Origin of the sequence: Micromonospora sp. NPDC092111 (assembly GCF_044755745.1) — a bacterium.
Taxonomy (GTDB): Bacteria; Actinomycetota; Actinomycetes; order Mycobacteriales; family Micromonosporaceae; genus Micromonospora.
In genome coordinates this window covers 383,790-408,426 of the sequence record NZ_JBIVRQ010000004.1, presented here as the reverse complement: position 1 = coordinate 408,426, position 24,637 = coordinate 383,790, and the positions used below count along the sequence as shown (strand labels likewise).

The following is a 24,637-nucleotide window of genomic DNA, read 5'->3' as shown; positions in this document are numbered from 1 at the left end:
GCGCGGGGCGCGGGGCGCGGGGCGCGGGGCGCGGGGCGCGGGGCGCGGGGCGCGGGGCGCGGGGCGCGGGGCGCGGGGCGCGGGGCGCGGGGCGCCGAGATTGTCGGTGCCTCGTCTCGCTGGACAAGACGGGCTTCGCCGCTGAGCCTCCCGGGTGGGCCTCAACCTCGTCCGGCCGCCCGGCGATGCGGCTGACGGACCGGTGGCCGGACGCGCGCCTGTTCCACGTGAAACCGGACCCGGCGGGCCACCGATCCTGAAGCATCCACCCGGCGAGCGGCCGACCTCGAACCAGGAGGGCTGGAGCGAGGTGATCACGAAGCCGAGTGGGATCGGATCAACAGGTCCGGGTGCGGGAGAAGACCAGGCGTCGGAGCAGCCGCACCTTGGGCGGCCGACAGCGGTCTTGATCCGGGAGCGGGGGCGGCACCCACGACGGCAACCGTCGACGCCGGAGACCCGAGAGCGCGGGCTCGTTCCAGGACTGCCGTGATTCGGAACGACGGTCCAGTCCCACGGCGCGGCCAGGAAGAGCCTCAGATCAACTCAGGGGCCACAGGGGGCTCAGGACTACCCCGAGTCAGGGAAGCGGGCAACCAGGCGGCCCAGCGCGCCGTCAGGCGGCTCAACACCCATCCAGCACCGTTCTGGCGTGCTCGCCGTGACGCCCTGGGCTAGTTCGGGCCCCAGGGCGTCCGCCGCCGACGTCCTCCATCGGCTCCCGCCTGGCGAGGAACGGTTCCGGCCGGGCTGCCGAGTCAGTAGGTGCTGTCGACCGCCGAGACGACGGATCAGCGGGACCCGGGCGCGGAGACCCCGGGTGGTGACGCTGCCGATCGGGGATCGGGCCGCCGACGCGAGCCGCCTCGCCCACCGCAGCAGGCCGTCCGCCGATGAGCCGCCGAGAGTGACATCTCCATCGGGCCGCGTTTCGGGCGACCGCTCGACGGTCAGCAGCGAGCGGGTCCCGGCGGCGGCTCGAACTACCCACGAGCGATCTGAAGACCCCGGAGCCGCCTGGCGCAGACAGCCGACGAGAGGGTCCGCCGCTTTCGAGCACCGTCTCGGGAGGCCATCCGGTTGCACGGCATCCGGGTTTCACGTGAAACCGGAGGATGCGTCGGGCGTCGGCGGTGTGGCACCGGGCGCCACCGCGAAGACGTGCCGGAACCGATCGTGCCCGCACAGGTTGTGCCGGCTCGTGCTCGGGGCGCCGCTCCCGACTGCGCGGCAACCGCAGCGAAGCCCACACCGCGAACCGGCCGCGTACCCGTGGTGGGTACGCGGCCGGTAATGCCGGGCAGGCGGGTCGGTCAGTCCGCTGAGTCGGCCTCGGAGTCGGGCTCGTCCTGGCCGACGCCGATGAGGCCGACGATCCGCTCCAGGTCGTCCACCGTGGCGAACTCGATCGTGATCTTCCCCTTGCTCCGACCGATGTCCACCTTTACCCGGGTGTCGAAGCGATCCGACAGCCGGTCGGCCAGATCGGTCAGTGCCGGAGCGTGCGGCTTCGAACGGCGCTTGGCCGCTGCGGTCTTCGTCGACCCGTCGTTGAGGGCCAGCGCGACGATCTCCTCGGTCGCCCGGACCGAGAGGCCCTCGGCGACGATGCGGAGCGCCAACTGCTCCTGCGCCTCCGGCTCGTCGAGGCTGAGCAACGCGCGGGCGTGGCCCGCCGAAAGCACTCCCGCCGCCACCCGGCGCTGCACCTGCGCGGGCAGATTCAGCAGCCGGATGGTGTTCGAGATCTGCGGCCGGCTCCGGCCGATCCGCCGGGCCAGCTCCTCGTGGGTTGCCCCGAACTCCTCCAGCAACTGCTGGTAGGCGGCTGCCTCTTCGAGCGGGTTCAGGTTGGCCCGGTGGATGTTCTCCAGGAGGGCGTCCCGGAGCATCGCGTCGTCCCTGGTGTCCCGGACGATCGCCGGGATGTTCTCCCGCCCGACCGCCTGGGCGGCCCGCCAGCGCCGCTCACCCATGACGAGTTCGTACTTCTCGCTGTCGAGCTGCCGGACGACGATCGGCTGGAGGAAGCCGACCTCCTGGATCGACGTCTTCAGCTCCTCCAACGCCTCGTCGTCGAAGACGTGCCGGGGTTGCTTCGGGTTCGGCACGATCGCGTCGACCGGAATCTCGGCGAAGCGCGCGCCGGGCACCGGGCTGAGCTGAGGCTCGGCGGGCTGCGCCGGCGCGACGGCCACCGGTGCGGGCACCGCCACGTCGGGGGCCGCCACGTCGGCGGGGTGTACGGCGTCGTCGGCCTCCACGGGCACGGCGACGGTGCCCACTGCCTCCTCCGCCGGCCCGGTGGGGATCAGCGCCCCGAGCCCCCTACCCAGACCGCCACGGGGACGGTTCTTCATGCGACGCCTCCCAGCGACTCATCCGCACTACGCATTCCGGCTCACCGGCTCCTTGACGCCACGCTCGGCGATCTCCTGGGCGGCCTCGAAGTAGCTCGTGGCCCCCCGCGAACCGGGATCGTAGGTCATCACGGACTGCCCGTAGCTCGGCGCCTCCGACACCCGGACGTTCCGCGGGATGACCGCCTGGAGCACCTTGTCGCCGAAGTGGTTCCGGACGTCCTGCTCCACCGCGTCGGCCAGCCGGGTACGGCGGTCGTACATGGTGAGCAGGATCGTGGAGACCTCAAGCTTCGGGTTCAGGTGCTTGCGGACGAGGTTGATGTTGTTGATCAGTTGGTTCAGTCCCTCCAGGGCGTAGTACTCGCACTGGATAGGGATCAGCACCTCCTGCGCGGCCACCAGGGCGTTGACCGTCAACAGGCCGAGCGAGGGCGGACAGTCGATGAACACGTAGTCGAAGTGGCCCGGGTACGCGTCGATGGCGCGGGAGAGCCGGGACTCCCGGGCGACCACGGAGACCAGTTCGATCTCGGCGCCGGCAAGGTCGATGGTGGCCGGCACGCACCAGAGGTTGGGAATGCCCTCGACCTCCTGCGCCACCTCCTCCAGCGGGACGCTGTTGATCAGGCAGTCGTAGACGTCCGGCACCCCGGTGTGGTGCGGGACGTTCAGCCCGGTGGAAGCGTTGCCTTGCGGGTCGAGGTCGACCACGAGCACCCGGTTACCGTGCAGGGCCAGAGCCACCGCCAGGTTCACCGTGGTCGTGGTCTTGCCCACGCCGCCCTTCTGGTTGGCGACGCACATCACCCGGGTCCGTGTCGGGCGGGGCATGGTCACCTCGCCACTCGGATTAAGGATCTGCACGGCGCGCATCGCCTCCATAGCCAACGGTGGGTCATCCTCTTCGCGCGTCGGAGTTTCACGTGAAACGTACGCGGCACTCGCCGGGTCGACGGCGAGGCCCCCGGGGACCGGCCCCGGCGTGTCGACGGCAACCGGTGTCGCGTCGGGCACCCCGTCGGGCTGAGGCTGCTGGGGCAGCGGATTACCGTTCGGCGGCGCCTCGAAGCGGGACGGCGCCCCCGCGTTGCGCCGGACCGGCGCGGTCGCGCGTCCGGCCGGAGCGTTGGCCGGCCGGCCGTCGGGGGTGGACTGTGCGGGTGCGGGGACGTACGACTCGGGCACCGGACGCGCCGCACCCACGGCGGGGGCGTCCCGTCGTACCCCCGGATCGTGCTCGGGGGGACGCACCGTGGGTTGCCCACCGGTCGACCAGGTGGGGCGGTCGGTTTCACGTGAAACAGGGTCCGTGCCGGAGCTCGGCCCCTCGGGACGGTTCACCCGTGGATCGTCGTACCTGCCGTCGTCATGCACCTGTCATCCCTACCCGCTCCGGATGGTCGGTCCGCACCCCGTCTCGTGGCCGCACGCACACTCGCACCGCGGATCGTACGGCCCGGCGGGAGCGGTCGGGAACCGGTGCGTCCGACACCCGCCCGCCCCACACTATCGACGCGCGGCCAGCCTACGGGGGACGGGCGCGGCGGGTCCATCTCCGTTCTCGACACCACCACACCTCGACGGGATCCGCGCTACTCAGCCCGGGACCCGACGCGGGAGGTCCCGCCCCCGCCGACCTGACGGGCGCAGACTCAGCGGGCCCGCTTCCGGCCGCCGCGCGACCGCTTCGGGGCCTTCTTCGCCGCCGGGGGCCGGACCACCCGCTCCCGTACGATCTCCACCACCGTGGTCGCTGGGTCGATCACGTCGGTGCCACACAGGTGCACCGACGGCTCGCCGCCGCCCAGCTTCGCCACCACCTCGGCGTGCTCCGCGATCTCGTCGGCCGCGGAGGCGCCCTTGAGGGCGACCAGCCGGCCACCGGGCACGGCCAGCGGCAGGCACCAGGCGGCGAGCCGGTCCAGTGGTGCGACGGCCCGCGCGGTGACCACGTCGGCGCTGAACGGACCGACTCCGGTCTCGCCGGAGGCGGCCTCGTCGGCCCGCCCCCGGAACACCCGGACCGTCCTGGCCAGCCCGAGCCGCTCCACCGTCTCGACGAGGAACGAGGTACGCCGGGCCAGCGGCTCGACCAGCGTGACGGTCAGGTCGGGGCGGGCGATCGCCAGTACCAGCCCGGGCAGCCCGGCACCGGAGCCGACGTCGATCACGCTGGCACCCTCCGGGATCCGCTCGGCCACGGCCGCGCAGTTGAGCAGGTGCCGGTCCCAGATCCGGGGTGCCTCCCGGGGGCCGATCAGGCCGCGTACCACGCCGTCGGTGGCGAGCAGCTCGGCGTACCCGGCGGCCAGGTCGAGCCGGTCACCGAAGAGCGCCCGCGCGGCGGCGGCCAGTTCGGCCGGCAGTGCGGCGTCCTGCGGGGAGGGAACGGGGCGTACAGCCGGCGGCCCGGGCGGCGTACCACCCGGGCCGGACACGGCAGCCGCCGTGAGGTCGTCGTTTGTCACCAGGTCAGTCCACCGGCCGGACGATGATCCGGCGGCTGGGCTCGACACCCTCGGACTCGCTCTCCACACCGCTCATCGCGTTCACCACGTCGTGCACGCACTTGCGCTCGAAGGCCGACATCGGCTCCAGCCGCACCGGCTCGCCGTGCTCCTTGACCTTCTCCACCGCGTTCTTGGCGACGGCGGCCAGCTCCTTGCGCCGGGTGGCGCGGTAGCCGCCGACGTCGAGCAGGAGTCGGCTCGGCGACCCGGTCTGGCGGAACACCGCGAGTCGGGCCAACTCCTGGAGTGCCTCCAGGGTGGCACCGCGCTGGCCGACGAGGTTCTGTAGCCGTGCGCCGACCACCTCGACGACCGGACGGCCGCCGGAGACCAGTTCGTCGATGTCGCCGTCGTAGTCGAGGATGTCGAGCAGGCCCTCGATGTAGTCGGCGGCGATCTCGCTCTGCGAGAACAGCTCGCCGTCCCCGGCGGACTTCTTCTCCTTGCCGCCCTCCTCGGGCTCACCCTCACCGGTCGCGGCGGTCGGGACGGTCTCCTCGTCGAGCGAGGGATCCGCGCTGGGGATGCTGGTGTCGGTCACGGTGTCATCTCCGTACTAGCTCGGCCGGACCGTCGGGTCCGCTGGTTTCCCGGAGCTACCGGCGAGAGCGGGCCGGTGCCCACGGGCACGTCTGTAGGGGCAGTCTCGCCCGTGGCCGCGCGGGGCGCGGCGGGTTCCGGCCCGGCGCCGGCCGTAACGGCGGCTGCGCGGTACCGGAAGGCCGCCGTCGGTCGTCCCGACGGCGGCCCGGTGGATCAGCCCTGGCGCTTGGCCGGGCCCTTCTTCGGGTTGACCGGCTTGGCACCCGGCTTCGGGCCGGCCACCTTCGGCGCGGCCGGCTTGGCCGGGGCCTGGGGGGCGGGCTTGTTCCGGTTGAGGAAGCCACCGGTCTTGGCCGGCTGCACCGGGCCCCGGCCGGCGGTGGCCGCCTTGTTCCCGGTGACCCCCTTGTTGGTCACCAGCGGCGGGAACTTGCGCAGTACCCACTGCTGCTGACCAAGGGTGAAAAGGTTGTTGGTGACCCAGTAGATGATCACACCGATCGGGAAGATCGAGCCGGAGATCAGCAGAGAGAGCGGGATGCCGTAGAGCATCAGTCGCTGCACCATCCGCTGCTGCGGGTCCTCCGCCCAGCCGGTCTTGAGGATCATCTGACGGCTGGTGAGGTAGGTGGTGCCCATCATGACGAGCACCAGGACGCCGGCGATGACCTTGACGGTGGTGCCGTTGGCGCCGAGCCGGGCCAGCTCGTCGGCGGTGGAGCCGAACTTGCCGGCGATCGGGGCGGTGAAGATCTTGGCGCTGGAGGCGCTGTCGAACTGCCCGACCGTCCAGCCGTAGAGGGTCTTGGCCTCCTTGGCCGGGTCGAGACGGCGCAGCACGTGGAAGAGACCGAGGAAGACCGGGATCTGGAGGAACATCGGAAGGCAGCCCATCAACGGGTTGGCCTTTTCCTTCCGGTAGAGCTCCATCATCTCCTTCTGGAGCGTCTCCCGGTCACCCTTGTGTTTCTCCTGGAGCTCCTTGACCTTCGGCTGGAGCGCCTGCATCGCCCGCTGCGACTTGATCTGCTTGACGAAGACCGGGAAGAGGATCACCCGGACGGTGACCACCAGGAAGACGATGGCGAGGATCCACGACCAGTTCGTGCCGAGGACCGCGTCGACCGGCACCCCGATGACGTCCCAGGCCGAGTGCCAGGTCAGCAGGATCCACGAGATCGCGTAGTAGATCCAGTCGAGACTCAATTCTCAGGCTCCAGTCACGTCGGCACGGCGGCGGTCGCCCGGCTCCGGCACCGGGTCATGTCCACCTGGGTGGAAAGGGTGGCAGCGCAACAGCCGCCGAACCGTCAGGACGGCTCCCCGGACCGCACCGTGGCGCGCCACCGCCTCCAGCGCATAGGCACTGCACGACGGGTAGAACCGACAGCGGGCCGGCAGCGCCGGGCTTATCCAACGACGGTACGCGATGATGGGGCCACTCAGCACCCGGGCACCCATGGTCGTGGGCTGCGGCGGGACGGATCCGCTGCTCACCGCGACCGCCGTCCCCGGGGCACCCGGGCGGCGGCGATCGCCGCGTCCAGGTCACCGCTGAGTCGGTCGTACGGCGTACCGGCGGCGGCCGGCAGGGCCCGTACCACCAGCGTGCTGCCCGGCGGAAGGCCGGCCAGCCGGTCGCGGACCAGGTGCCGCAGCCGGCGGCGGACCTTGTTGCGGACGACCGCCGGGCCGACGGCCTTGGACACGACGAAGCCGGCGCGGGTCGACCCGGAGATCATCTCTGGGTCGGTGCTCCGCGCCGGCTCCGGCGAGGTTGTCGCGGTGGGTTCGGGGGCTGCCGGCAGGGTCAGGTGGACGACCACGGCACCGCGTCCGGCGCGTCGACCACCCCGGACTGCTGCGGCGAAGTCGTTGCTACGCCGCAGTCGCTGTGCGGCCGTCAGCACGACTGCCCACGTCCCCGGACCGGACCGGTCGGCCTCAGGCCGACAGGCGGGTGCGGCCCTTGGCGCGGCGGGTCGACAGGATGGCGCGGCCGGCACGGGTGCGCATGCGCAGCCGGAAGCCGTGGGTCTTCGCGCGCCGGCGGTTGTTCGGCTGGTAGGTGCGCTTGCTCACGTCAGGCTCTCCGTTTTCGTACGTCCCCGGCACGGGATCGCCCGGGGTCGTGTGGTGGACCAGACCACCTCGGCGGTGGCCCCCGATCGGTGCTGCCCGGCGACGCGGGACCTCGGCGGTGCGGGGCAGCAACCGCGGACAGCAAGCACCCATCACCCTAGCAGAGGGCGACAGAGCAGCCACTCCAGCCTACGCAGGGGGGCAATGACCGTCAAACAGCCCAGGGCGGACGCCCGACGCGCCCGACACCCCCATCGATCAGGCGGTTTCGCTGATGCCGAGAAGGGCTGCGGAGCGGCGGCGGTTGATGGTGGCCTGCCGTCGCTGTTACCGTGCGCGTTTGCGGTCCGCGTCGGTGTCCGGGTTGTCGCCGGCAGGCAAGACCGGACAAGGCAGTGGATCGTTCGGCACGGTGAACCCGCTTCAACGCCCCTCCCCGACAGGGGGGCAGGTCCGACCCGCGTCCGGCGGGCGGCCACAATCGGTCGGTACACACAGGCTGTGGATAACTTGTGGATGCCGGCCGGTCAGCCGTCCGGTGGGTGAGAGGTACCACCCGCTCGAACGCGGTGGCGGGCCCGGCACGGCCGACTGGACCACAGCGGCGGCCGGGAGCAGAGGCGAGGGGGTGCACGACGGTGGCCGGATCGATCGACCTTGCCGCGGTGTGGACTGCGGCGACGGACGAGCTCGCCGACGAGATCATCTCCGCGCAGCAGCGCGCCTACCTCCGGCTGACCCGGCTGCGGGCGATCGTCGAGGACACCGCGCTGCTCTCCGTGCCGGACGCCTTCACCCGGGACGTGATCGAGTCGCGGCTGCGGCCGGCCATCACCGAGGCGCTCACCCGCCGGCTGGGCCGACCGATCCAGGTGGCGGTCACCGTCCGGATCGCCGAGGACGCCTCCGGGCGGCCCGCCGGCACCGTCTACCGCAGCGGCCCCGAGCCCACCACGGCAGAGTCCGACCCGGCCGGGGGCGACTACCCCGATCCCCGGCCGCCGGTCTACGACGACCCGGAACCGCCGTACCAGCAGGAGGACGGGTACCCGGAACGCCCCGGCGAGCAGCAGTCCCAGCTCGGGCCGCCCGCGCACGACGGGCACCGACCGGGCCGGATCCCGACCAGCCGGGACGGCGGCCAGGACACTCTCTTCGGCGCGGGGTTCGCCGAGCCGATGCGAGGGAGCCATCCCACACCGGAGCGGCGGGGCTTCGAGGAGCGCAACCGTCCCGACGCGCCGGACACCGACGCGCGCGGCTTCGAGCCGGCGTACCGCGACCAGGCCCGGCCGTCGCGCGACCCGCGCGGCCTGTCCCGCGACGGGGGTACGGACAGCGGCCCCGGCCGGACCGGCGCCGACCACCGGCCCGGCGGTGGGAACGACCGGCGACCCGGCGGCGCGGAGAGCGGCGGCAACCGGCTCAACCCGAAGTACATGTTCGAGACGTTCGTCATCGGCTCGTCGAACCGGTTCGCCCACGCGGCGAGCGTCGCGGTGGCCGAGTCACCGGCGAAGGCGTACAACCCGCTGTTCATCTACGGCAGCTCCGGGCTGGGCAAGACCCACCTGCTGCACGCCATCGGGCACTACGCCACGACCCTGGGCAACGCCCGCTCGGTCCGGTACGTCTCGACCGAGGAGTTCACCAACGACTTCATCAACTCGCTGCGGGACGACAAGACCAGTGCGTTCCAGCGCCGCTACCGCGACGTCGACATCCTGCTGATCGACGACATCCAGTTCCTGGAGAACCGCGAGCGGACCCAGGAGGAGTTCTTCCACACCTTCAACACCCTGCACAACGCCAACAAGCAGATCGTGATCACCTCCGACCGGTCGCCGAAGCAACTGGCGACGCTGGAGGACCGGCTGCGGACCCGGTTCGAGTGGGGCCTGCTCGCCGACATCCAGCCGCCGGATCTGGAGACCCGGATCGCGATCCTGCAGAAGAAGGCGGCCCAGGAGCGGCTCTACGCGCCGCCGGACGTGCTGGAGTTCATCGCCTCCCGGGTGTCGAACTCGATCCGGGAACTGGAGGGGGCGCTGATCCGGGTCACCGCGTTCGCCAGCCTGACCCGGTCGAACGTCGAGTTGTCGCTGGCCGAGGAGGTGCTGCGGGACTTCATCCCGGACGGCGCCGGCCCGGAGATCACCGCCGACCAGATCATGGTCTCCACCGCCGACTACTTCGGGGTGAGCCTGGAGGACCTGCGTGGGCACTCCCGGTCCCGGGTGCTGGTGAACGCCCGCCAGGTGGCCATGTACCTGTGCCGGGAGCTGACCGACCTGTCACTGCCCCGGATCGGGCAGGCATTCGGTGGCCGGGACCACACCACGGTGATGCACGCCGACCGGAAGATCCGTCAGCAGATGGCCGAGCGCCGGTCGCTGTACAACCAGATCGCCGAGCTGACCAACCGGATCAAGCAGAACACCTGAGGCGTACGCCACGTCCGGGACACCGGAGGTGGCGGTTCGACGACGCCCGGCCGAGGTTCGGCCGGGCGTTTTCGCGTCCGTGGGGCACCGGAGCTTGGCCCTCGACCGGGTCGAGGGCCCAGGATCGGCGTCGTGTTCGTCCACAGGATCGCCCGGTTGTCCACATCCCCTGTTCCACAACCGGTGGACAACCACGCTCCGCTCGGGGCCGGTTACCCACAGACTGTGGACAAACCCTGGGGACAAGGCTGTGGACGCCTGGGGACGACGGCGGCGTTGTCCACCGACGACGGTCGGCCTGTGGGTGGCCTGTTGAAGGTTCTGGGGACGACGCCGGTCAGGCCGGCCCCCGCTGTCCACAGCGCTGGGGAGAAAACCAGTGGATTACCCGTGGACAACCGGTGGACGACGGTGGAAAACCAGGGGAACGCGACGGCCTGTGGACCACGAGCCGGGTTTACCCCCCGGTTCTCCACAGCCTGACCACCGGTGGATAACCTGTCTGACCTGCGGCGACGAGAGTTCTCCACAGTTTGCACAGGTGCGATGAAGACGATGAGTTATCTCTTCTAAACAACAAAAACCAATCATCACCGTTGGACTTCCTGTGGATCGGGCCGGAACGCTGCCGTCGGCAGTCGCCCCGGCACCTGGATCCACGGGGTCGGGCGCACAGCCGATGCCCACGCGCCCTAAGGTGCGATGGGTACCCGCACGGTCGGGCGGGACGGTGGGCAGCGGTCGGCATGAGAGAGTTGTCGCTGACGTCGACGCGGAGGCATTGATGAAGTTCCGAGTGGAGCGCGACGCGCTCGCCGAAGCGGTGGCGTGGACCGCGAAGAGCCTGCCCAGCCGGCCGTCCGTACCGGTGCTGGCCGGGGTGATGCTGCGGGTCACCGACGGCAACCTCCAGGTCTCCGGCTTCGACTACGAGGTCTCCAGCCAGGTGACCGTCGAGGTGCAGGGGGACGCCGACGGCGCCGCCCTGGTCTCCGGCCGGCTGCTCGCCGAGATCACCAAGGCCCTGCCGGCCAAGCCGGTGGACATCGCCGCCGTCGGCGCCCACCTGGAGCTGGTCTGCGGCAGCGCGCGGTTCACCCTGCCCACCATGCCGGTGGAGGACTACCCGTCCCTGCCGGAGATGCCGGAGAGCGCCGGCACCGTCGAGGCCGCCGCCTTCGCCGCCGCGGTCGCCCAGGTGGCCATCGCCGCCGGCCGGGACGAGACGCTGCCGATGATGACCGGCGTCCGGCTGGAACTCTCCGGCAGCACCCTGGCGATGCTCGCCACCGACCGCTACCGGCTCGCCCTGCGCGAGATGGAGTGGAACCCGGACGACCCCGAGATCAGCATCAACGCCCTGGTCCCGGCGCGCACCCTGAACGACACGGCCAAGGCGCTCGGCCCGCTCGGCGGCCAGGTGACCATGGCGCTCTCCCAGGGCACGGCCGGCGAGGGCATGATCGGCTTCTCCGGCGGCACCCGGCGTACCACCAGCCGGCTGCTCGACGGGGCCAACTACCCGCCGGTCCGCTCGCTCTTCCCGGCCAACCACAACGCCGAGGCGCGGGTTCCGGTCAGCACCCTGATCGAGGTGGTCAAGCGGGTGGCCCTGGTCGCCGAGCGGACCACCCCGGTGCTGCTGAGCTTCAGCTCCGACGGCCTGGTCGTCGAGGCGGGCGGCACCGAGGAGGCCCGGGCCAGCGAGGCGATGGAGGCCACCTTCACCGGTGAGCCGCTGACCATCGGCTTCAACCCGCAGTACCTGATCGACGGCCTCGCCAACCTGGGGGCCCAGTACGCGCTGCTGAAGTTCGTCGACGCCTTCAAGCCGGCAGTGATTTCTCCCGCCGGCGAGGATGGCGAGGTCATCCCGGGGTACCGGTATCTCATCATGCCGATCCGCGTGTCCCGCTGATCGCAACCCCAGCACGACCCAGACGCACGGAGGTAGCAGCAAGATGCAGCTCGGCCTGGTAGGGCTCGGCCGGATGGGCGGCAACATGCGCGAACGGTTGCGCGCCGCCGGGCACGAGGTGGTCGGCTACGACCGCAACGCGGAGCTGACCGACGTCGCGAGCCTCGCCGAGTTGGCCGGCAAGCTGGAGTCGCCCCGGGCGGTCTGGGTGATGGTGCCGGCCGGCGTCACCGACGCGACCATCGACGCCCTCGCCGGAGTGCTGGGCGAGGGCGACATCGTCATCGACGGCGGCAACTCGCGGTTCAGCGACGACGCCCCCCGGGCCGAGCGCCTCGCCGAGCAGGGCATCGGTTACCTCGACGTCGGCGTCTCCGGCGGCGTCTGGGGTAACAAGAACGGGTACGGCCTGATGGTCGGCGGCGCGCAGGAGCACGTCGAGCGGCTGCTGCCGATCTTCGAGGCGCTGAAGCCGGCCGGCGAGTTCGGCTTCGTGCACGCGGGCCCGGTCGGTGCCGGCCACTACGCGAAGATGGTGCACAACGGCATCGAGTACGGCCTGATGCACGCCTACGCCGAGGGCTTCGAACTGCTCTCCAAGTCCGAGATCGTGACCAACGTGCCGGGGGTCTTCAAGTCCTGGCGCGAGGGCACCGTGGTCCGGTCCTGGCTGCTCGACCTGCTGGACCGGGCGCTGGACGAGGATCCGGAGCTGGCCGAGCTGAGCGGCTACACCGAGGACACCGGCGAGGGCCGCTGGACGGTCGACGAGGCGGTCCGGCTGGCGGTGCCGCTGAACGTCATCACCGCCTCGCTCTTCGCCCGGTTCGCCTCCCGGCAGGACGACTCGCCCGCGATGAAGGCCGTCGCCGCGCTGCGCCAGCAGTTCGGCGGACACGCCGTGCACAAGCGCTGAGCGGTATCCACAGGCTGTGTACGTCCGCCGGCTCGAACTGGTCGACTTCCGCTCGTACGAGCGGGTCGGCGTCGACCTGGAGCCGGGGCCGAACGTCCTGACCGGCGCCAACGGTGTCGGCAAGACCAACCTGGTCGAGGCGTTGGGCTACGTGGCGACCCTGGACTCGCACCGGGTCGCCACGGACACCCCGCTGGTCCGGATGGGTGCCGCCTCGGCGGTGATCCGCTGCGCGGTGGTGCACGACGGCCGGGAACTCCTGGTCGAGCTGGAGATCGTCCCCGGCAAGGCCAACCGGGCCCGGTTGGGCCGCTCGCCGGCCCGGCGGGCCCGGGACGTGATCGGCGCGCTGCGGCTGGTGCTCTTCGCCCCGGAGGACCTGGAGCTGGTCCGGGGCGACCCGGCCGAGCGCCGTCGCTACCTGGACGACCTGCTGGTGCTCCGGCAGCCCCGCTACGCCGGGGTACGCGCCGACTACGAGCGGGTGGTCAAGCAGCGCAACGCCCTGCTGCGGACGGCGTACCTGGCCCGCAAGACGGGCGGGTCGCGGGGTGGGGACCTCTCCACCCTGGCGGTCTGGGACACCCACCTGGCGCGGCACGGGGCCGAACTGCTCGCCGGCCGGCTGGAGCTGGTCGCCGCGCTCACCCCGCACGTCGCCAAGGCGTACGACGCGGTCGCCGCCGGCAGGGGCGCGGCGGGGATCGCCTACCGGCCGTCGGTGGAGCTGGCCGAGCCGACCACCGACCGGGGGGTGCTGGCCGAGGCGTTGACCGCCGCGCTGGCTGAGGCCCGGTCGGCCGAGGTCGACCGGGGCACCACCCTGGTCGGGCCGCACCGCGACGACCTGGTGCTCACCCTCGGCCCACTGCCCGCCAAGGGGTACGCCAGCCACGGCGAGTCCTGGTCGTACGCGCTGGCGCTGCGGCTGGCCGGGTACGACCTGCTGCGCGCCGACGGCATCGAGCCGGTGCTGGTGCTTGACGACGTCTTCGCCGAGCTGGACTCGGGCCGGCGGGAGCGGCTGGCGGAGCTGGTCGGCGGGGCGGGCCAGCTCCTGGTGACCTGTGCCGTGGACGACGACGTGCCGGTGGCGCTGCGCGGCACCCGCTACGCGGTCGGCGAGGGGACGGTACGCCGTGTCGACTGAACCGGAGCGCGCCGGCGGGGCCGGCGAGCCGACCCGGGCGACGGGTGGTCCGCGCCGCGCCTCCTCGGGCGGGGCACGCGGTGCGCGTACTCCTCGGGGAGCTGGCCCCGGCGCGGACGGCGGCCCGGCCCGGCCGGCCGGCACCGGCGCGGACGCGGCGTCCGGCGCGCGGGACGCCGCCGGCCGACCGGCCGGCGCGGACCCCGCCCCCCGTGCCCGCCGGGCGGCCGGCGGCGATGCGGGCGGCTCGGGCGACGGGCCGTCGGGCGGGACGGCCGGGCCGGAGCTGGCGCGGGCGGTGCTGGACGCGGCGAAGGCCCGTCGGGAGTCGGCGTCCCGGAACCGCCGGACGGGTGCGGTGGGCGGCTCCGGCGGCGGTGAGCGGCGGTTGCGCGGCTACTCCGGGCCGGGACCGGACCCGCGCGACCCGCAGCCGCTCGGGGTGGTGCTGGAACGGCTGATGAAGGCGCGCGGCTGGCAGCAGCCGGCCGCCGAGGCGACCGTCTTCGGGGCCTGGGAGAAGGTCGTCGGGTCGGAGATCGCCCAGCACAGTCGCCCGGTGAAGCTGGAGGACGGTGAGCTGACCGTGGAGGCGCGCTCGACCGCCTGGGCCACCCAGCTACGGCTGCTCGCCGGCTCGTTGCTGAAGCGGATCGCCGGTGAGGTGGGCCACAACGTGGTGCGCAAGCTGCACATCCACGGCCCGGCGGCACCGTCCTGGTCGCGTGGCCCGCGCCGGGTACGCGGCCGGGGCCCCCGCGACACCTACGGCTGACGGGTCACCGTTCGGCCCGGCGGGCCTCCCGTTCGGCCCGGCGGCGCTCGCGCTGCTCACGGCTCCACTGCTTGCGCCGCTCCAGGTCCCGCTTCCACGCCTCCCGGGCCTCGTTCGAACCGCCCTGCACCGCGCCCTGCACCTCGGGCGGACCGGTCAGGTGCCGGAAGGCCCAGGCCATCAGGCGACCGCCCTCGCCGGGGGGTTTGGCGGTCCGCTTCTCGTCGCCCATCCCAGCCGGCCTCTCCTCGTCGGACGAAACAGTTGGCGCACAAATAATTGGTACACCAACTATAGGTACGATCGCAACGACGAGGACGAGGAGGTCCGTGTGCCCGACCAGCCCGTGGAGGATCCGCTGGCCCTGGAGGAGCAGGTCTGCTTCGCGCTCTCGGTGGCCGCCCGGGGGGTCGTCGCGGTCTATCGGCCACTGCTGGAGCCGATGGGGCTGACCCATCCGCAGTACCTGGTCATGCTGACGCTCTGGCAGCACGCGCCGCTGTCGGTCCGCGAGCTGAGCGGGCTGCTCCAGCTCGACCCGGGCACGCTGTCACCGCTGCTCAAACGCCTGGAGACCGCCGGTTACGTCCGCCGTGAGCGGGACCCCTCGGACGAACGCAGCCTCGCCGTGTCGCTCACCGAGAGCGGACGGGCGCTGCGTGAGCGGGCCGAGCAGATCCCACCGGCGGTGGTCGCACGACTCGGCCTGCCGCTGGCCGACCTGCGGCACCTGCACGGGGTGTTGACCCAGGTGATCGCCGCCGCCAACCGCGCGGTAACGGCCGGACCCGCCGCCGTCGACGGCCCGGACCCGGCGACCGGACGGGCCGCCGGGCTCGACGGCTAGAGCTGGGGCTGGGGCTGGGGGCCGGGGCGTCGGCCCGGCTCGGCGTCGGCGTAGACGGCGAAGCCGCGGTCGGCGCAGCGTCGGTAGAAGGCGGCCAACACGCCCAGCTCGGCGCAGGTGAAGTCCCACTGCGGCGGGTCGCCGTTCTCGTCGCGCAGCCGGTCGAGCCGGCTGCCCAGCCAGCGGAGCTGCTGCTCGGCGAGGCGGCCGTCGCCGAGCAGCGCGCGCAGCACCTCGCTGACCGACTCGAAGGTCACCGACTCGCCGTGCGACCGGTGCTGGGCGACGAACTTCTCCACGCCGCCGGCGATCCAGGCGCAGCCGTCCGGGTCGATGACCGGGTCCTCGTCCTCGGCGGCGGCATCTGTGGCGTAGAGCACATTCTCCAGCCCGAGGATCAGGTCGACCAGCTCCGTGTAGGCCGTGGCCCGCACCGTCCCGGTCTTGGCTACGTGCTCGGCGAGCGCGGCGGTCGGCGCGGAGATCCGGGGGATGTCCACGATATCGCCGAAGTCGACGAACTCGGCCGGTGCGACCGGGTCGTAGAAGCGGCCGGTCCGCGGCCAGTGCACCGCGACATTGTCCAGCCCCATCTGGCGTCACCCCTTGAGAGCACGAGTCGGGTCGATCGGGTCCATCGTCCCGGTTACGGATGGAAAAGATCAAGACGAGCACCCTTGGCGCCGCAAAGGTACGGTACGGCCGGTCCGGGCGCGACCCCCGGCTCCCCCGGCGAGCCGGCCCGATCCGGTGAGGGCGCCGTCGGAGATCCGGCCCAGGCGTGTAGGGGGAGTCGCGGACAGCGAGATTCGGCCGGCTACGGGGGTCTCAGCCCGTTCGCAGGGGTGCCGAGTGGCGGTTCTGTCGTGTGCGCACAGTAAGATTGGGGCGAGACGAAGACCTGACCCGGTGCGACGGACACGGGCCCCCGACGGGCCCTTGATCAACGTCCCGGGTCGGGTCGAGCCGATCGCGATCCGCGGGCAACCGCGGCGACCGGCGCGCACGATCCACGACCCGCACCACGGGGCCGTCCGTGCGCGTCGACGTCGCGTCCTGTCCGCCGAACCCGCGCCCCCGCGCCCTGGCGCGGACGGTGCGAGAAAGTGGCCGAGGGTGGCAGCGCAGGACAATCAGGAGTACGGCGCCGGGTCGATCACCGTCCTCGAAGGGCTGGAGGCGGTCCGTAAGCGTCCCGGTATGTACATCGGGTCCACCGGCGAACGTGGCCTGCACCACCTCGTGTGGGAGATCGTGAACAACTCCGTGGACGAGGCGCTCGCCGGCCACTGCGACACGATCGACGTGGTGCTGCTGGCCGACGGCGGGGTCCGGGTCACCGACAACGGCCGTGGCTTCCCAGTCGACCTGCACCCCAAGCTGAAGAAGCCGGGTGTCGAGGTTGCGCTGACCGTGCTGCACGCGGGCGGCAAGTTCGACGGCAAGGCGTACGCGGTCTCCGGCGGTCTGCACGGCGTCGGCGTCTCCGTGGTGAACGCCCTCTCCACCCGGATGGCGGTGGAGATCCACAAGTCGGGCTTCGTCTGGCGGCAGCAGTACCACAACTCCAAGCCGAGCGCCCTGGAGAAGGGCGAGCCCACCGACCGCACCGGTTCCGCCGTCTCCTTCTGGCCCGACCCGGACGTCTTCGAGACCGTCGAATTCGACTTCCAGACCATCTACCGACGGATCCAGGAGATGGCCTTCCTCAACCGGGGCCTCGCCATCCACCTGCTCGACGAGCGGGTCTCCGAGGGCGAGGAGGGCAAGCCGCGCGAGGTCACTTTCCTCTACGAGGGCGGCATCGCCGACTTCGTCCGGCACCTCAACGCCTCCAAGAACCCGATCCACAGGACGGTGGTCGAGTTCGGGGCCGAGGAGGAGGGCATGTCGGTCGAGATCGCCATGCAGTGGAACGAGTCGTACGGCGAGTCGGTCTACACCTTCGCCAACACGATCAACACGCACGAGGGCGGCACCCACGAGGAGGGCTTCCGGGCCGCGCTGACCAGCGTCGTCAACCGCTACGGCGGGGACAAGAAGCTGCTCAAGGGCGACGAGAAGCTCTCCGGCGAGGACATCCGCGAGGGCCTGGCGGCGATCATCTCGGTCAAGTTGGCCAACCCGCAGTTCGAGGGCCAGACCAAGACCAAGCTGGGCAACACCCCGGTGAAGAGCTTCGTGCAGCGGGTCTGCAACGAGTGGTTGGTCGACTGGTTCGACCGGAACCCGGCCGAGGCCAAGACGATCATCCAGAAGGCGTCCCAGGCGGCCCGGGCCCGGATGGCCGCGCAGCAGGCGCGCAAGCTGGCCCGGCGCAAGTCGCTGCTGGAGTCCGGGTCGATGCCGGGCAAGCTGGCCGACTGCCAGTCCACCGACCCGCGCGAGTCCGAGGTGTTCATCGTCGAGGGCGACTCGGCCGGCGGCTCGGCCAAGCAGGGCCGCGATCCGCGTACCCAGGCGATCCTGCCGATCCGCGGCAAGATCCTCAACGTGGAGAAGGCCCGGATCGACCGGGTGCTCAAGAACAACGAGGTCCAGGCGCTGATCACCGCGCTGGGCACCGGCATCCACGACGACTTCGACATGGAGAAGCTGCGGTACCACAAGGTGGTGCTGATGGCCGACGCGGACGTCGACGGCCAGCACATCCAGACGCTGCTGCTCACCCTGCTGTTCCGCTTCATGCGGCCGCTGGTCGAGCTGGGCCACGTCTACCTGGCCGCCCCGCCGCTCTACAAGATCAAGTGGAACAAGAAGGGCGACGACGCCCAGTACGCCTACTCCGACCGGGAGCGGGACGGGCTGATCGCGCTGCGCCAGCAGAAGAAGCCGAACGCCAAGCCGGACGACATCCAGCGGTTCAAGGGTCTCGGTGAGATGAACTATCCCGAGCTCTGGGAGACCACGATGAACCCGGCCACCCGGACGCTGCGTCAGGTCACCCTCGACGACGCCGCGACCGCCGACGAGTTGTTCAGTGTCCTGATGGGCGAGGACGTCGAGGCCCGCCGCTCGTTCATCCAGCGCAACGCCAAGGACGTCCGGTTCCTCGACATCTGACGGGCCGGGCCGGGGCGACCGGAAATCCACCGGTCGGCCCGCCCGTCCACAGGGTTATCCACAACTTGGCCGGTTTCCACAGCGGTTATCCACAGCACGAACACGACTCTGAGTCTGATAAGGGTTAACAGTGACCGATACTCCCGAGTCCACCCCGAACGAGCCGGAGACCCCGGAGACACCCGCCGCGGTCGTCACGCAGCACGACCGGATCGAGCCGGTCGGGCTCGAAGTCGAGATGCAGCGCTCGTACCTCGACTACGCGATGAGCGTCATCGTCGGGCGGGCGCTGCCGGACGTCCGGGACGGGCTCAAGCCGGTCCACCGCAAGATCCTGTACGCCATGTTCGACTCGGGCTACCGACCGGACCGGGGCTACGTGAAGTGCTCCCGGGTGGTCGGCGACGTGATGGGTCAGTTCCACCCGCACGGCGACTCGGCGATCTACGACGCGCTGGTCCGGATGGCGCAGCCCTGGTCGCTGCGCTACCCGCTGGTCGACGGCAACGGCAACTTCGGCTCCCCGGGCAACGACCCGGCCGCCGCGATGCGCTACACCGAGTGCAAGCTCGACCCGCTGGCGATGGAGATGCTGCGGGACATCGACGAGGACACCGTCGACCTTCAGGACAACTACGACGGCCGGGCCAAGGAGCCCACCATCCTGCCGTCCCGGATCCCGAACCTGCTGATCAACGGGTCCGAGGGTATCGCGGTCGGGATGGCCACCAAGATCCCGCCGCACAACCTGCGGGAGATCGGCGCCGCGGTGCAGTGGTGCCTGGAGAATCCGGAGGTCGACGAGGCCACCACCCTCGACGCGCTGCTGGAGATCGTCAAGGGGCCGGACTTCCCCACCCACGGTCTGATCGTCGGCACCCAGGCCATCCAGGACGCGTACCGCACCGGTCGCGGCTCGATCCGGATGCGCGCCGTGGTCGAGGTCGAGGAGGACAAGCGGGGTCGGCCCTGCCTGGTCGTCAGCGAGCTGCCGTACCAGGTCAACCCGGACAACCTCGCCGAGCGGATCGCCGAGCTGATCAAGGAGGGCAAGCTCGGCGGCATCGCCGACATCCGCGACGAGTCGTCCGGTCGTACCGGTATGCGGATCGTGCTGGTGCTCAAGCGCGACGCGGTCGCCAAGGTGGTGCTGAACAACCTCTACAAGCACACCCAGCTCCAGGAGACCTTCGGCGCCAACATGCTGGCCCTGGTCGACGGCGTGCCGCGCACGCTCAACCTGGCCCAGTTCATCCGCTACTACGTCGAGCACCAGATCGAGGTGATCCGCCGGCGGACCGCGTTCCGGCTGCGCAAGGCCGAGGAGCGGGCGCACATCCTGCGCGGCCTGTCCAAGGCGCTGGACGCGCTGGACGAGGTGATCGCCCTGATCCGGCGGTCGCCCACCGTCGAGGACGCCCGGCAGGGCCTGATCCGGCTGCTGGAGATCGACGAGATCCAGGCCACCGCGATCCTGGACATGCAGCTCCGCCGCCTCGCCGCCCTGGAGCGGCAGCGGATCCTGGACGACCTGGCCAAGCTGGAAATCGAGATCGCCGACCTCAAGGACATCCTCGCCAAGCCGGAGCGGCAGCGGCGGATCGTCTCCGAGGAGCTGGGCGAGATCATCGCGAAGTGGGGTGACGAGCGGCGTACCAAGATCGTGCCGTTCGACGGCGAGGTCTCGATGGAGGACCTCATCGCCCGCGAGGACGTGGTCGTCACCATCACCCGGACCGGGTACGCCAAGCGCACCAAGGTCGACCTCTACCGGTCGCAGCGGCGCGGTGGCAAGGGCGTGAGCGGCGCAACGCTGCGGCAGGACGACATTGTCAGCCACTTCTTCGTATGCTCCACCCACGACTGGATTCTGTTCTTCACCAACAAGGGCCGTGTCTACCGGGCCAAGGCGTACGAGTTGCCGGAAGCCAGTAGGGTGGCCAAGGGCCAGCACGTGGCCAACCTGCTCGCCTTCCAGCCGGACGAGCAGATCGCGCAGATCATCGAAATCCCGAACTACCAGGTGGCTCCCTACCTGGTACTGGCCACGAGAAACGGCCTGGTGAAGAAGACCCGACTCGAGGAGTTCGACTCCAACCGTTCCGGCGGCGTCATCGCGATCAACCTGCGCGATGAGGACGAGCTGGTCGGTGCTGTCCTCGTGGCGCCGGAGGAGGACCTGCTGCTGGTGTCGAAGAAGGCGCAGGCGATCCGGTTCAACGCCACCGACGAGGCGCTGCGCCCGATGGGCCGGGCGACCTCGGGCGTGATCGGCATGCGGTTCACCGACGACGACGTCCTGCTGGCCATGGAGGTGGTCCGGGAGGGACTGGACGTCCTGGTGGCCACGAACGGGGGATATGCGAAACGCACCCCGATCGAGGAATACCCGGTCCAGGGTCGGGGAGGTAAGGGCGTGCTGACTGCGAAGATCACCGAGCGACGCGGTGGTCTGGTCGGCGCGGTCGTGATCGATCCGGACGACGAGCTGTTCGCGATCACCAGCAACGGCGGCGTCATCCGGACTCCGGTGAAGCCTGTACGCCGTACGCGTGACCGGAACACAATGGGGGTCAAGCTGATGGACCTCCCGGACGGCGTGACTATCGTGGCGATTGCTCGCAATGCCGACGAGCCTGACGAACAGGACTAGTTGATGACGGAGACACAGGCGAAGTCGGGGAACAAGGGGACCTCGGCCACCCCGGTCGACGAGGAGGCCGCCAAGGGCGGCACAACCGCGGCCGGTCGCGCTGCCGTGGGCCGGGCGACCGTCCCCGCCGACGCGCCTGCCCCGAAGTTCACCCGGGCACCCGGCATGGCACCGCCGCCGGAGCAGCCGGGCGACGGCTCGGGGGCGACCGAGCAGCCCCCGACACCGGGCACCGAGGCGCCCTCCTCCGCGACCCAGCCGGTGGTCACCGCGCCGAAGCCGAGTCACACGACGCAGCCGATCACGGTCGGGGCCGCCACGTCCCCGTCTCCCATCGGCACGCCGCCGAAGACCGGCACCCCGCCGAATCCGCCGTCGCCGGACGGCGGGCGTACCGTCGCCGGCCGTCCCGCCAACGGCGGGGGGCTGCCGCCGGGCATCGGCGGTCCGGCCGCCGTCGGCGCCGCGCGGGTGGGTGACGCGGTACGCGCCGCGCGCACCTCGGTCAGCTCCGCCGCCTCCCGTGGGCCGCGCCGGGCCCGGCTGAACCTCAAGCGCATCGACCCGTGGTCGGTGATGAAGTTCGCCTTCGCCGTCTCGGTGGTGCTCTTCATCGTGGTGGTCGTCGCCACCTCGGTGCTGTACCTCGCCCTCGACGCGATGGGGGTCTTCCAGAGCGTCAACGACAGCCTGACCGACCTGGTCAGCGCCAGCGGCGGGCAGGGCAGTGGCGGTGGCTTCCAGATCACCGCCAAGGGCGTGATCCTCAGCTCGGCGTTGATCGGCCTGGTCAACGTCGTCCTGTTCACCGCGCTCGCCACCCTCGGCGCGTTCGTCTACAACGTCTGCGCCGACCTGGTCGGCGGGATCGAGCTGACGCTCGCCGAGCGCGACTGATCCAACCCGACGCCGGGGCACCGCAGACAGCGGTGCCCCGGCGTCGTGCGTCACCCCCCCGGTGCTTGCTCCAGATCGGGGAGGTGGCGGTGTCCGAGCCGACCCGACAGCGGCTTGTCCCCGACGTGGAGTTGATCTCGGATCCCCGTGCGCCGCACGGAAAGGGGTCGCCCGGTCGATGGGCGGCCGGTACGGTCGGGATGGTGCGGGCGCGTCGGCCCACCCCGATTTGGGAGCGGACGGCGCGATGGGTTAACCTTGCTCGTCGCCACGCGGGGCTATAGCTCAGTCGGTTAGAGCGCAGAGCTGATAACTCTGAGGTCGCTGGTTCGATTCCAGCTAGCCCCACCGCACACCGTTCCGACGGGCAGTCGAGCGCGAGGGGTCGCCCCATGTTCAAGAAGCTTCTGTTCCTGGTCGGCATCATCGGCGTGGCTGCTGTGGTCGCCCGGAAGGTCAAGGCTTCCAACGACGAGCGTGCCCTCTGGCACGAGGCGACCACCGCTCCCGACCTGCGCTGACCCGCTCGACACCGGCCAGCACCCGGCGGCTCCGACCGCCTCGGGGCCCTAGCTCAACTGGCAGAGCACTGCCTTTGCAAGGCAGGGGTTAGGGGTTCAAGTCCCCTGGGCTCCACCAGCACTTTCGCTCGGCCCGCTGGCGGCGCAAGCGCCGGCATCGGCCGGCGCGCCGGCCGATAGTTGCAGACTGCGCCAGGTGGCTAGAGCCGATGCCTCCGGCGGGGATCTTCGACAGAGATGGGCTTGGGATCAGGCGGTGGCGTCCGGACCCGATCCGAGGGTTCCGAAGGGCCCATCCCGTGATTTCGGACAGACGTCCCCGCCAGTGCATACCGTTGCCGGGCATCGCCGGCTGACCGGGCGCGAACACCCTCGCATTCAGCAAGTGGATGTAGGCGGGGTCGTGTACATCGCGAACCGCCGATTGGTAGTCCTTCGGCCAATCGGCGGACGCCTCCTCAGCCGCCTTCGCGTGGTCCCGGTTCTCCTCCATGACCTCCGCAACCGAACGGAACAGCTCGGCGAACGGGCTCCCCTCCTCGCCCGCAGCGACGGCACCTTCCTTAATGCCATCCTGCAATTCCCGAGCCCGCTGCCAATTCGGGATCAGTTCACCGCTCACGACACCGCCGGCCGTCGTGACGATGATCCCAACGCCAGGCACCAGGGCCTTATCCAGGCTGGAGATGATGTCCACCAGCGTCACCAAGACGCCGTCCGTCTTCGGGAGGTTTCCCACTTGTCCTCCACCCAACTCACTCCGTAACACCAACGCAGCGGCACGCTAGGTAGCAAGGAGGTGCGACATCCTCAGCACTCCGCATGGCAGGGTCGGCCGATAGCAAGGGTGAGAGGTCCGCACCTGGTCCGCAAGAGGGTCGGCGGACCGCAGGGGAGCTAGACCGCTACGCGCCCAGCTCGATGGGACGGGCGGCTTGATCTCGTAATTCACAGGTCAAGGGACCGGAGCAGCCGCACCGCCTCGCATGTCGCGCGATGCTGCAAGGCAAGATCCTTGCGTAGGTTCTGCTCGTCGTACTCCTGGTCGCACATCAGGGTGATGACCGGCACCCATTCGCCGCCATCGCCCGTGCTGTAGGGCGCCCACGAGGAGCCAACTTCCACGGGTCGGTGCACGGCCTCGTTCCGGCGCTTGATCGCGTCGTAGATCAAGTCCAGGCCGGCGGACCAATGCGAGCGCCTCTGCTCATCGAGCCTCTGTCGTATGGAGAGGAGGAGCTGCCCGGCTGGACGGGCGACGTTCTGCCCAGGATCAAGACGAACGAGGATCATCCCGAGAACGGCCTCCGTCTCGGCCGCCTGGGCCATGATCAAGCCTCGCAGCCGGTGCATCTCAGCGGCATGGTCGTCGTCGTGCGGATCGTTGCCGTCCTCCGGGTACAACTCGTTCCACACGCTCCGCCATGACACTGCCGTTTCACGGGATGCACGGCCGGCCGCTTCTGTCACAAGCCGAGTATCTGCCCCGCACAACCATGCGTACAGCTCGGCCTGCTGACAGGCGTCGTGATCTTTGCCGCGTAGGGTGCGTGCCCGTTGACGACGCGCTGCGAAAGCGAATGACGCCCGTGCCCGTTGGCACGCGAGCCGAGGGTCAACGGCGGTCAGCTCCTGGGCGTGGCTGCCCGCATGGGGACGCAGGCCAAGCCAGGCCACTGCCGAACGACTTCCGCCCGTGTCCACACTTCCTGAACCGTGTGGCTGTACAGCCATCGGTACAGCCAAGCTGGACGACGTGCACATCCGACAGGCGACCGCAACCGGCAAGTCGAGCAGGTCAGCGGCAGCGGTCGACGTTGCCAGACAGCCGTCTTGATCTTTGCAAGGCAGGGCGTGCAGGTTCCGCCGCCGATGCCGGATCGGCGGCGGACGTCGCTCGCCCATCCATTACCGCTGGAATGTGGCCTGCCCTGCGCGTGACCGGCGGCCTCGAA

At 70.8% G+C, this 24,637-nt stretch carries 22 protein-coding genes and 2 tRNA genes; 12 read left to right on the top strand and 12 right to left on the bottom strand.

Annotation, left to right across the window (positions count from 1 at the left end; all coding sequences use genetic code 11):
* Positions 1-1,313: 1,313 nt before the first annotated feature.
* The 8 genes from ACIQG9_RS12525 to rpmH all read right to left on the bottom strand — a co-directional run bounded on the left by ACIQG9_RS12525 (position 1,314) and on the right by rpmH (position 7,498).
* Positions 1,314-2,360 (bottom strand): ParB/RepB/Spo0J family partition protein, encoded by a 1,047-nt coding sequence (locus tag ACIQG9_RS12525; protein ID WP_400400940.1) that lies wholly within the window; start codon positions 2,358-2,360, stop codon positions 1,314-1,316.
* A gap of 27 nt (positions 2,361-2,387) precedes the next feature.
* Positions 2,388-3,737: an AAA family ATPase gene (locus ACIQG9_RS12520; RefSeq protein WP_400400938.1), complete on the bottom strand. Its 1,350-nt coding sequence runs from the start codon at positions 3,735-3,737 to the stop codon at positions 2,388-2,390.
* Between the two features lie 278 nt (positions 3,738-4,015).
* Positions 4,016-4,717 (bottom strand): 16S rRNA (guanine(527)-N(7))-methyltransferase RsmG, encoded by a 702-nt coding sequence (rsmG, locus tag ACIQG9_RS12515; RefSeq protein WP_400400978.1) that lies wholly within the window; start codon positions 4,715-4,717, stop codon positions 4,016-4,018.
* A 118-nt stretch (positions 4,718-4,835) separates the two neighbouring features.
* A complete protein-coding gene (locus tag ACIQG9_RS12510) occupies positions 4,836-5,414 on the bottom strand; it encodes a protein jag (protein WP_400400936.1) in 579 nt (192 codons plus the stop codon).
* A gap of 215 nt (positions 5,415-5,629) precedes the next feature.
* Entirely contained in the window at positions 5,630-6,622 is a 993-nt protein-coding gene (gene yidC / locus ACIQG9_RS12505) for a membrane protein insertase YidC (RefSeq protein ID WP_400400934.1), read from the bottom strand.
* Between the two features lie 3 nt (positions 6,623-6,625).
* Positions 6,626-6,877, bottom strand: coding sequence for a membrane protein insertion efficiency factor YidD (yidD, locus tag ACIQG9_RS12500; RefSeq protein WP_400400976.1), 252 nt, complete (start codon positions 6,875-6,877; stop codon positions 6,626-6,628).
* 32 nt (positions 6,878-6,909) lie between these two features.
* Entirely contained in the window at positions 6,910-7,326 is a 417-nt protein-coding gene (gene rnpA, locus ACIQG9_RS12495; protein ID WP_400400932.1) for a ribonuclease P protein component, read from the bottom strand.
* 34 nt (positions 7,327-7,360) lie between these two features.
* On the bottom strand, positions 7,361-7,498 hold the full coding sequence (rpmH, locus tag ACIQG9_RS12490) for a 50S ribosomal protein L34 (RefSeq protein WP_067300964.1): 138 nt from the start codon (positions 7,496-7,498) through the stop codon (positions 7,361-7,363).
* 512 nt (positions 7,499-8,010) lie between these two features.
* Between rpmH and dnaA the strand changes: the two genes are divergently transcribed.
* From dnaA to ACIQG9_RS12465, 5 genes are all read left to right on the top strand, one after another.
* A complete protein-coding gene (dnaA, locus tag ACIQG9_RS12485; RefSeq protein ID WP_400400929.1) occupies positions 8,011-9,942 on the top strand; it encodes a chromosomal replication initiator protein DnaA in 1,932 nt (643 codons plus the stop codon).
* 784 nt (positions 9,943-10,726) lie between these two features.
* Positions 10,727-11,860, top strand: coding sequence for a DNA polymerase III subunit beta (dnaN, locus tag ACIQG9_RS12480; protein ID WP_400400927.1), 1,134 nt, complete (start codon positions 10,727-10,729; stop codon positions 11,858-11,860).
* Positions 11,861-11,903: 43 nt separating this feature from the next.
* Positions 11,904-12,776, top strand: a complete 873-nt coding sequence (gene gnd / locus ACIQG9_RS12475; protein ID WP_400400925.1) for a phosphogluconate dehydrogenase (NAD(+)-dependent, decarboxylating) — start codon at positions 11,904-11,906, stop codon at positions 12,774-12,776.
* Positions 12,777-12,792: 16 nt separating this feature from the next.
* Positions 12,793-13,926: a DNA replication/repair protein RecF gene (recF, locus tag ACIQG9_RS12470; protein ID WP_400400923.1), complete on the top strand. Its 1,134-nt coding sequence runs from the start codon at positions 12,793-12,795 to the stop codon at positions 13,924-13,926.
* Positions 13,916-14,701, top strand: a complete 786-nt coding sequence (locus tag ACIQG9_RS12465) for a DUF721 domain-containing protein (protein ID WP_400400921.1) — start codon at positions 13,916-13,918, stop codon at positions 14,699-14,701. The genes recF and ACIQG9_RS12465 overlap by 11 nt, the downstream gene beginning before the upstream one ends.
* Positions 14,702-14,705: 4 nt before the next feature.
* Here the strand turns inward: ACIQG9_RS12465 and ACIQG9_RS12460 are convergent, their stop codons facing one another.
* Positions 14,706-14,933: a hypothetical protein gene (locus ACIQG9_RS12460; protein WP_400400919.1), complete on the bottom strand. Its 228-nt coding sequence runs from the start codon at positions 14,931-14,933 to the stop codon at positions 14,706-14,708.
* A 99-nt stretch (positions 14,934-15,032) separates the two neighbouring features.
* Between ACIQG9_RS12460 and ACIQG9_RS12455 the strand changes: the two genes are divergently transcribed.
* Positions 15,033-15,548 (top strand): MarR family winged helix-turn-helix transcriptional regulator, encoded by a 516-nt coding sequence (locus ACIQG9_RS12455; RefSeq protein ID WP_400400917.1) that lies wholly within the window; start codon positions 15,033-15,035, stop codon positions 15,546-15,548.
* Here the strand turns inward: ACIQG9_RS12455 and ACIQG9_RS12450 are convergent.
* The gene (locus tag ACIQG9_RS12450; protein WP_400400915.1) at positions 15,545-16,141 is read right to left on the bottom strand and encodes a hypothetical protein; all 597 of its coding nucleotides are present in this window, start codon (positions 16,139-16,141) and stop codon (positions 15,545-15,547) included. The genes ACIQG9_RS12455 and ACIQG9_RS12450 overlap by 4 nt on opposite strands.
* A gap of 523 nt (positions 16,142-16,664) precedes the next feature.
* Between ACIQG9_RS12450 and gyrB the strand changes: the two genes are divergently transcribed.
* The 6 genes from gyrB to ACIQG9_RS12420 all read left to right on the top strand — a co-directional run bounded on the left by gyrB (position 16,665) and on the right by ACIQG9_RS12420 (position 22,800).
* Complete coding sequence (gyrB, locus tag ACIQG9_RS12445) at positions 16,665-18,611, top strand: DNA topoisomerase (ATP-hydrolyzing) subunit B (RefSeq protein WP_400400913.1); 1,947 nt, start codon at positions 16,665-16,667, stop codon at positions 18,609-18,611.
* Positions 18,612-18,741: 130 nt separating this feature from the next.
* Positions 18,742-21,264 carry a DNA gyrase subunit A gene (gene gyrA, locus ACIQG9_RS12440; protein ID WP_400400911.1) on the top strand — a complete coding sequence of 841 codons (2,523 nt, stop codon included), beginning with the start codon at positions 18,742-18,744 and terminating at the stop codon, positions 21,262-21,264.
* 3 nt (positions 21,265-21,267) lie between these two features.
* Positions 21,268-22,161, top strand: coding sequence for a DUF3566 domain-containing protein (locus ACIQG9_RS12435; protein ID WP_400400909.1), 894 nt, complete (start codon positions 21,268-21,270; stop codon positions 22,159-22,161).
* 274 nt (positions 22,162-22,435) lie between these two features.
* Positions 22,436-22,509 (top strand) — tRNA-Ile (locus ACIQG9_RS12430).
* Positions 22,510-22,553: 44 nt separating this feature from the next.
* The gene (locus ACIQG9_RS12425; protein ID WP_400400907.1) at positions 22,554-22,682 is read left to right on the top strand and encodes a DLW-39 family protein; all 129 of its coding nucleotides are present in this window, start codon (positions 22,554-22,556) and stop codon (positions 22,680-22,682) included.
* 42 nt (positions 22,683-22,724) lie between these two features.
* Positions 22,725-22,800, top strand: a tRNA-Ala gene (locus ACIQG9_RS12420).
* Here the strand turns inward: ACIQG9_RS12420 and ACIQG9_RS12415 are convergent.
* Both ACIQG9_RS12415 and ACIQG9_RS12410 read right to left on the bottom strand, forming a co-directional pair.
* On the bottom strand, positions 22,771-23,388 hold the full coding sequence (locus ACIQG9_RS12415; protein ID WP_400400905.1) for a hypothetical protein: 618 nt from the start codon (positions 23,386-23,388) through the stop codon (positions 22,771-22,773). The two genes, ACIQG9_RS12420 and ACIQG9_RS12415, sit on opposite strands and share 30 nt — an antisense overlap.
* A 242-nt stretch (positions 23,389-23,630) precedes the next feature.
* Positions 23,631-24,098 (bottom strand): hypothetical protein, encoded by a 468-nt coding sequence (locus tag ACIQG9_RS12410; RefSeq protein ID WP_400400903.1) that lies wholly within the window; start codon positions 24,096-24,098, stop codon positions 23,631-23,633.
* Between the last annotated feature and the right edge of the window lie 539 nt (positions 24,099-24,637).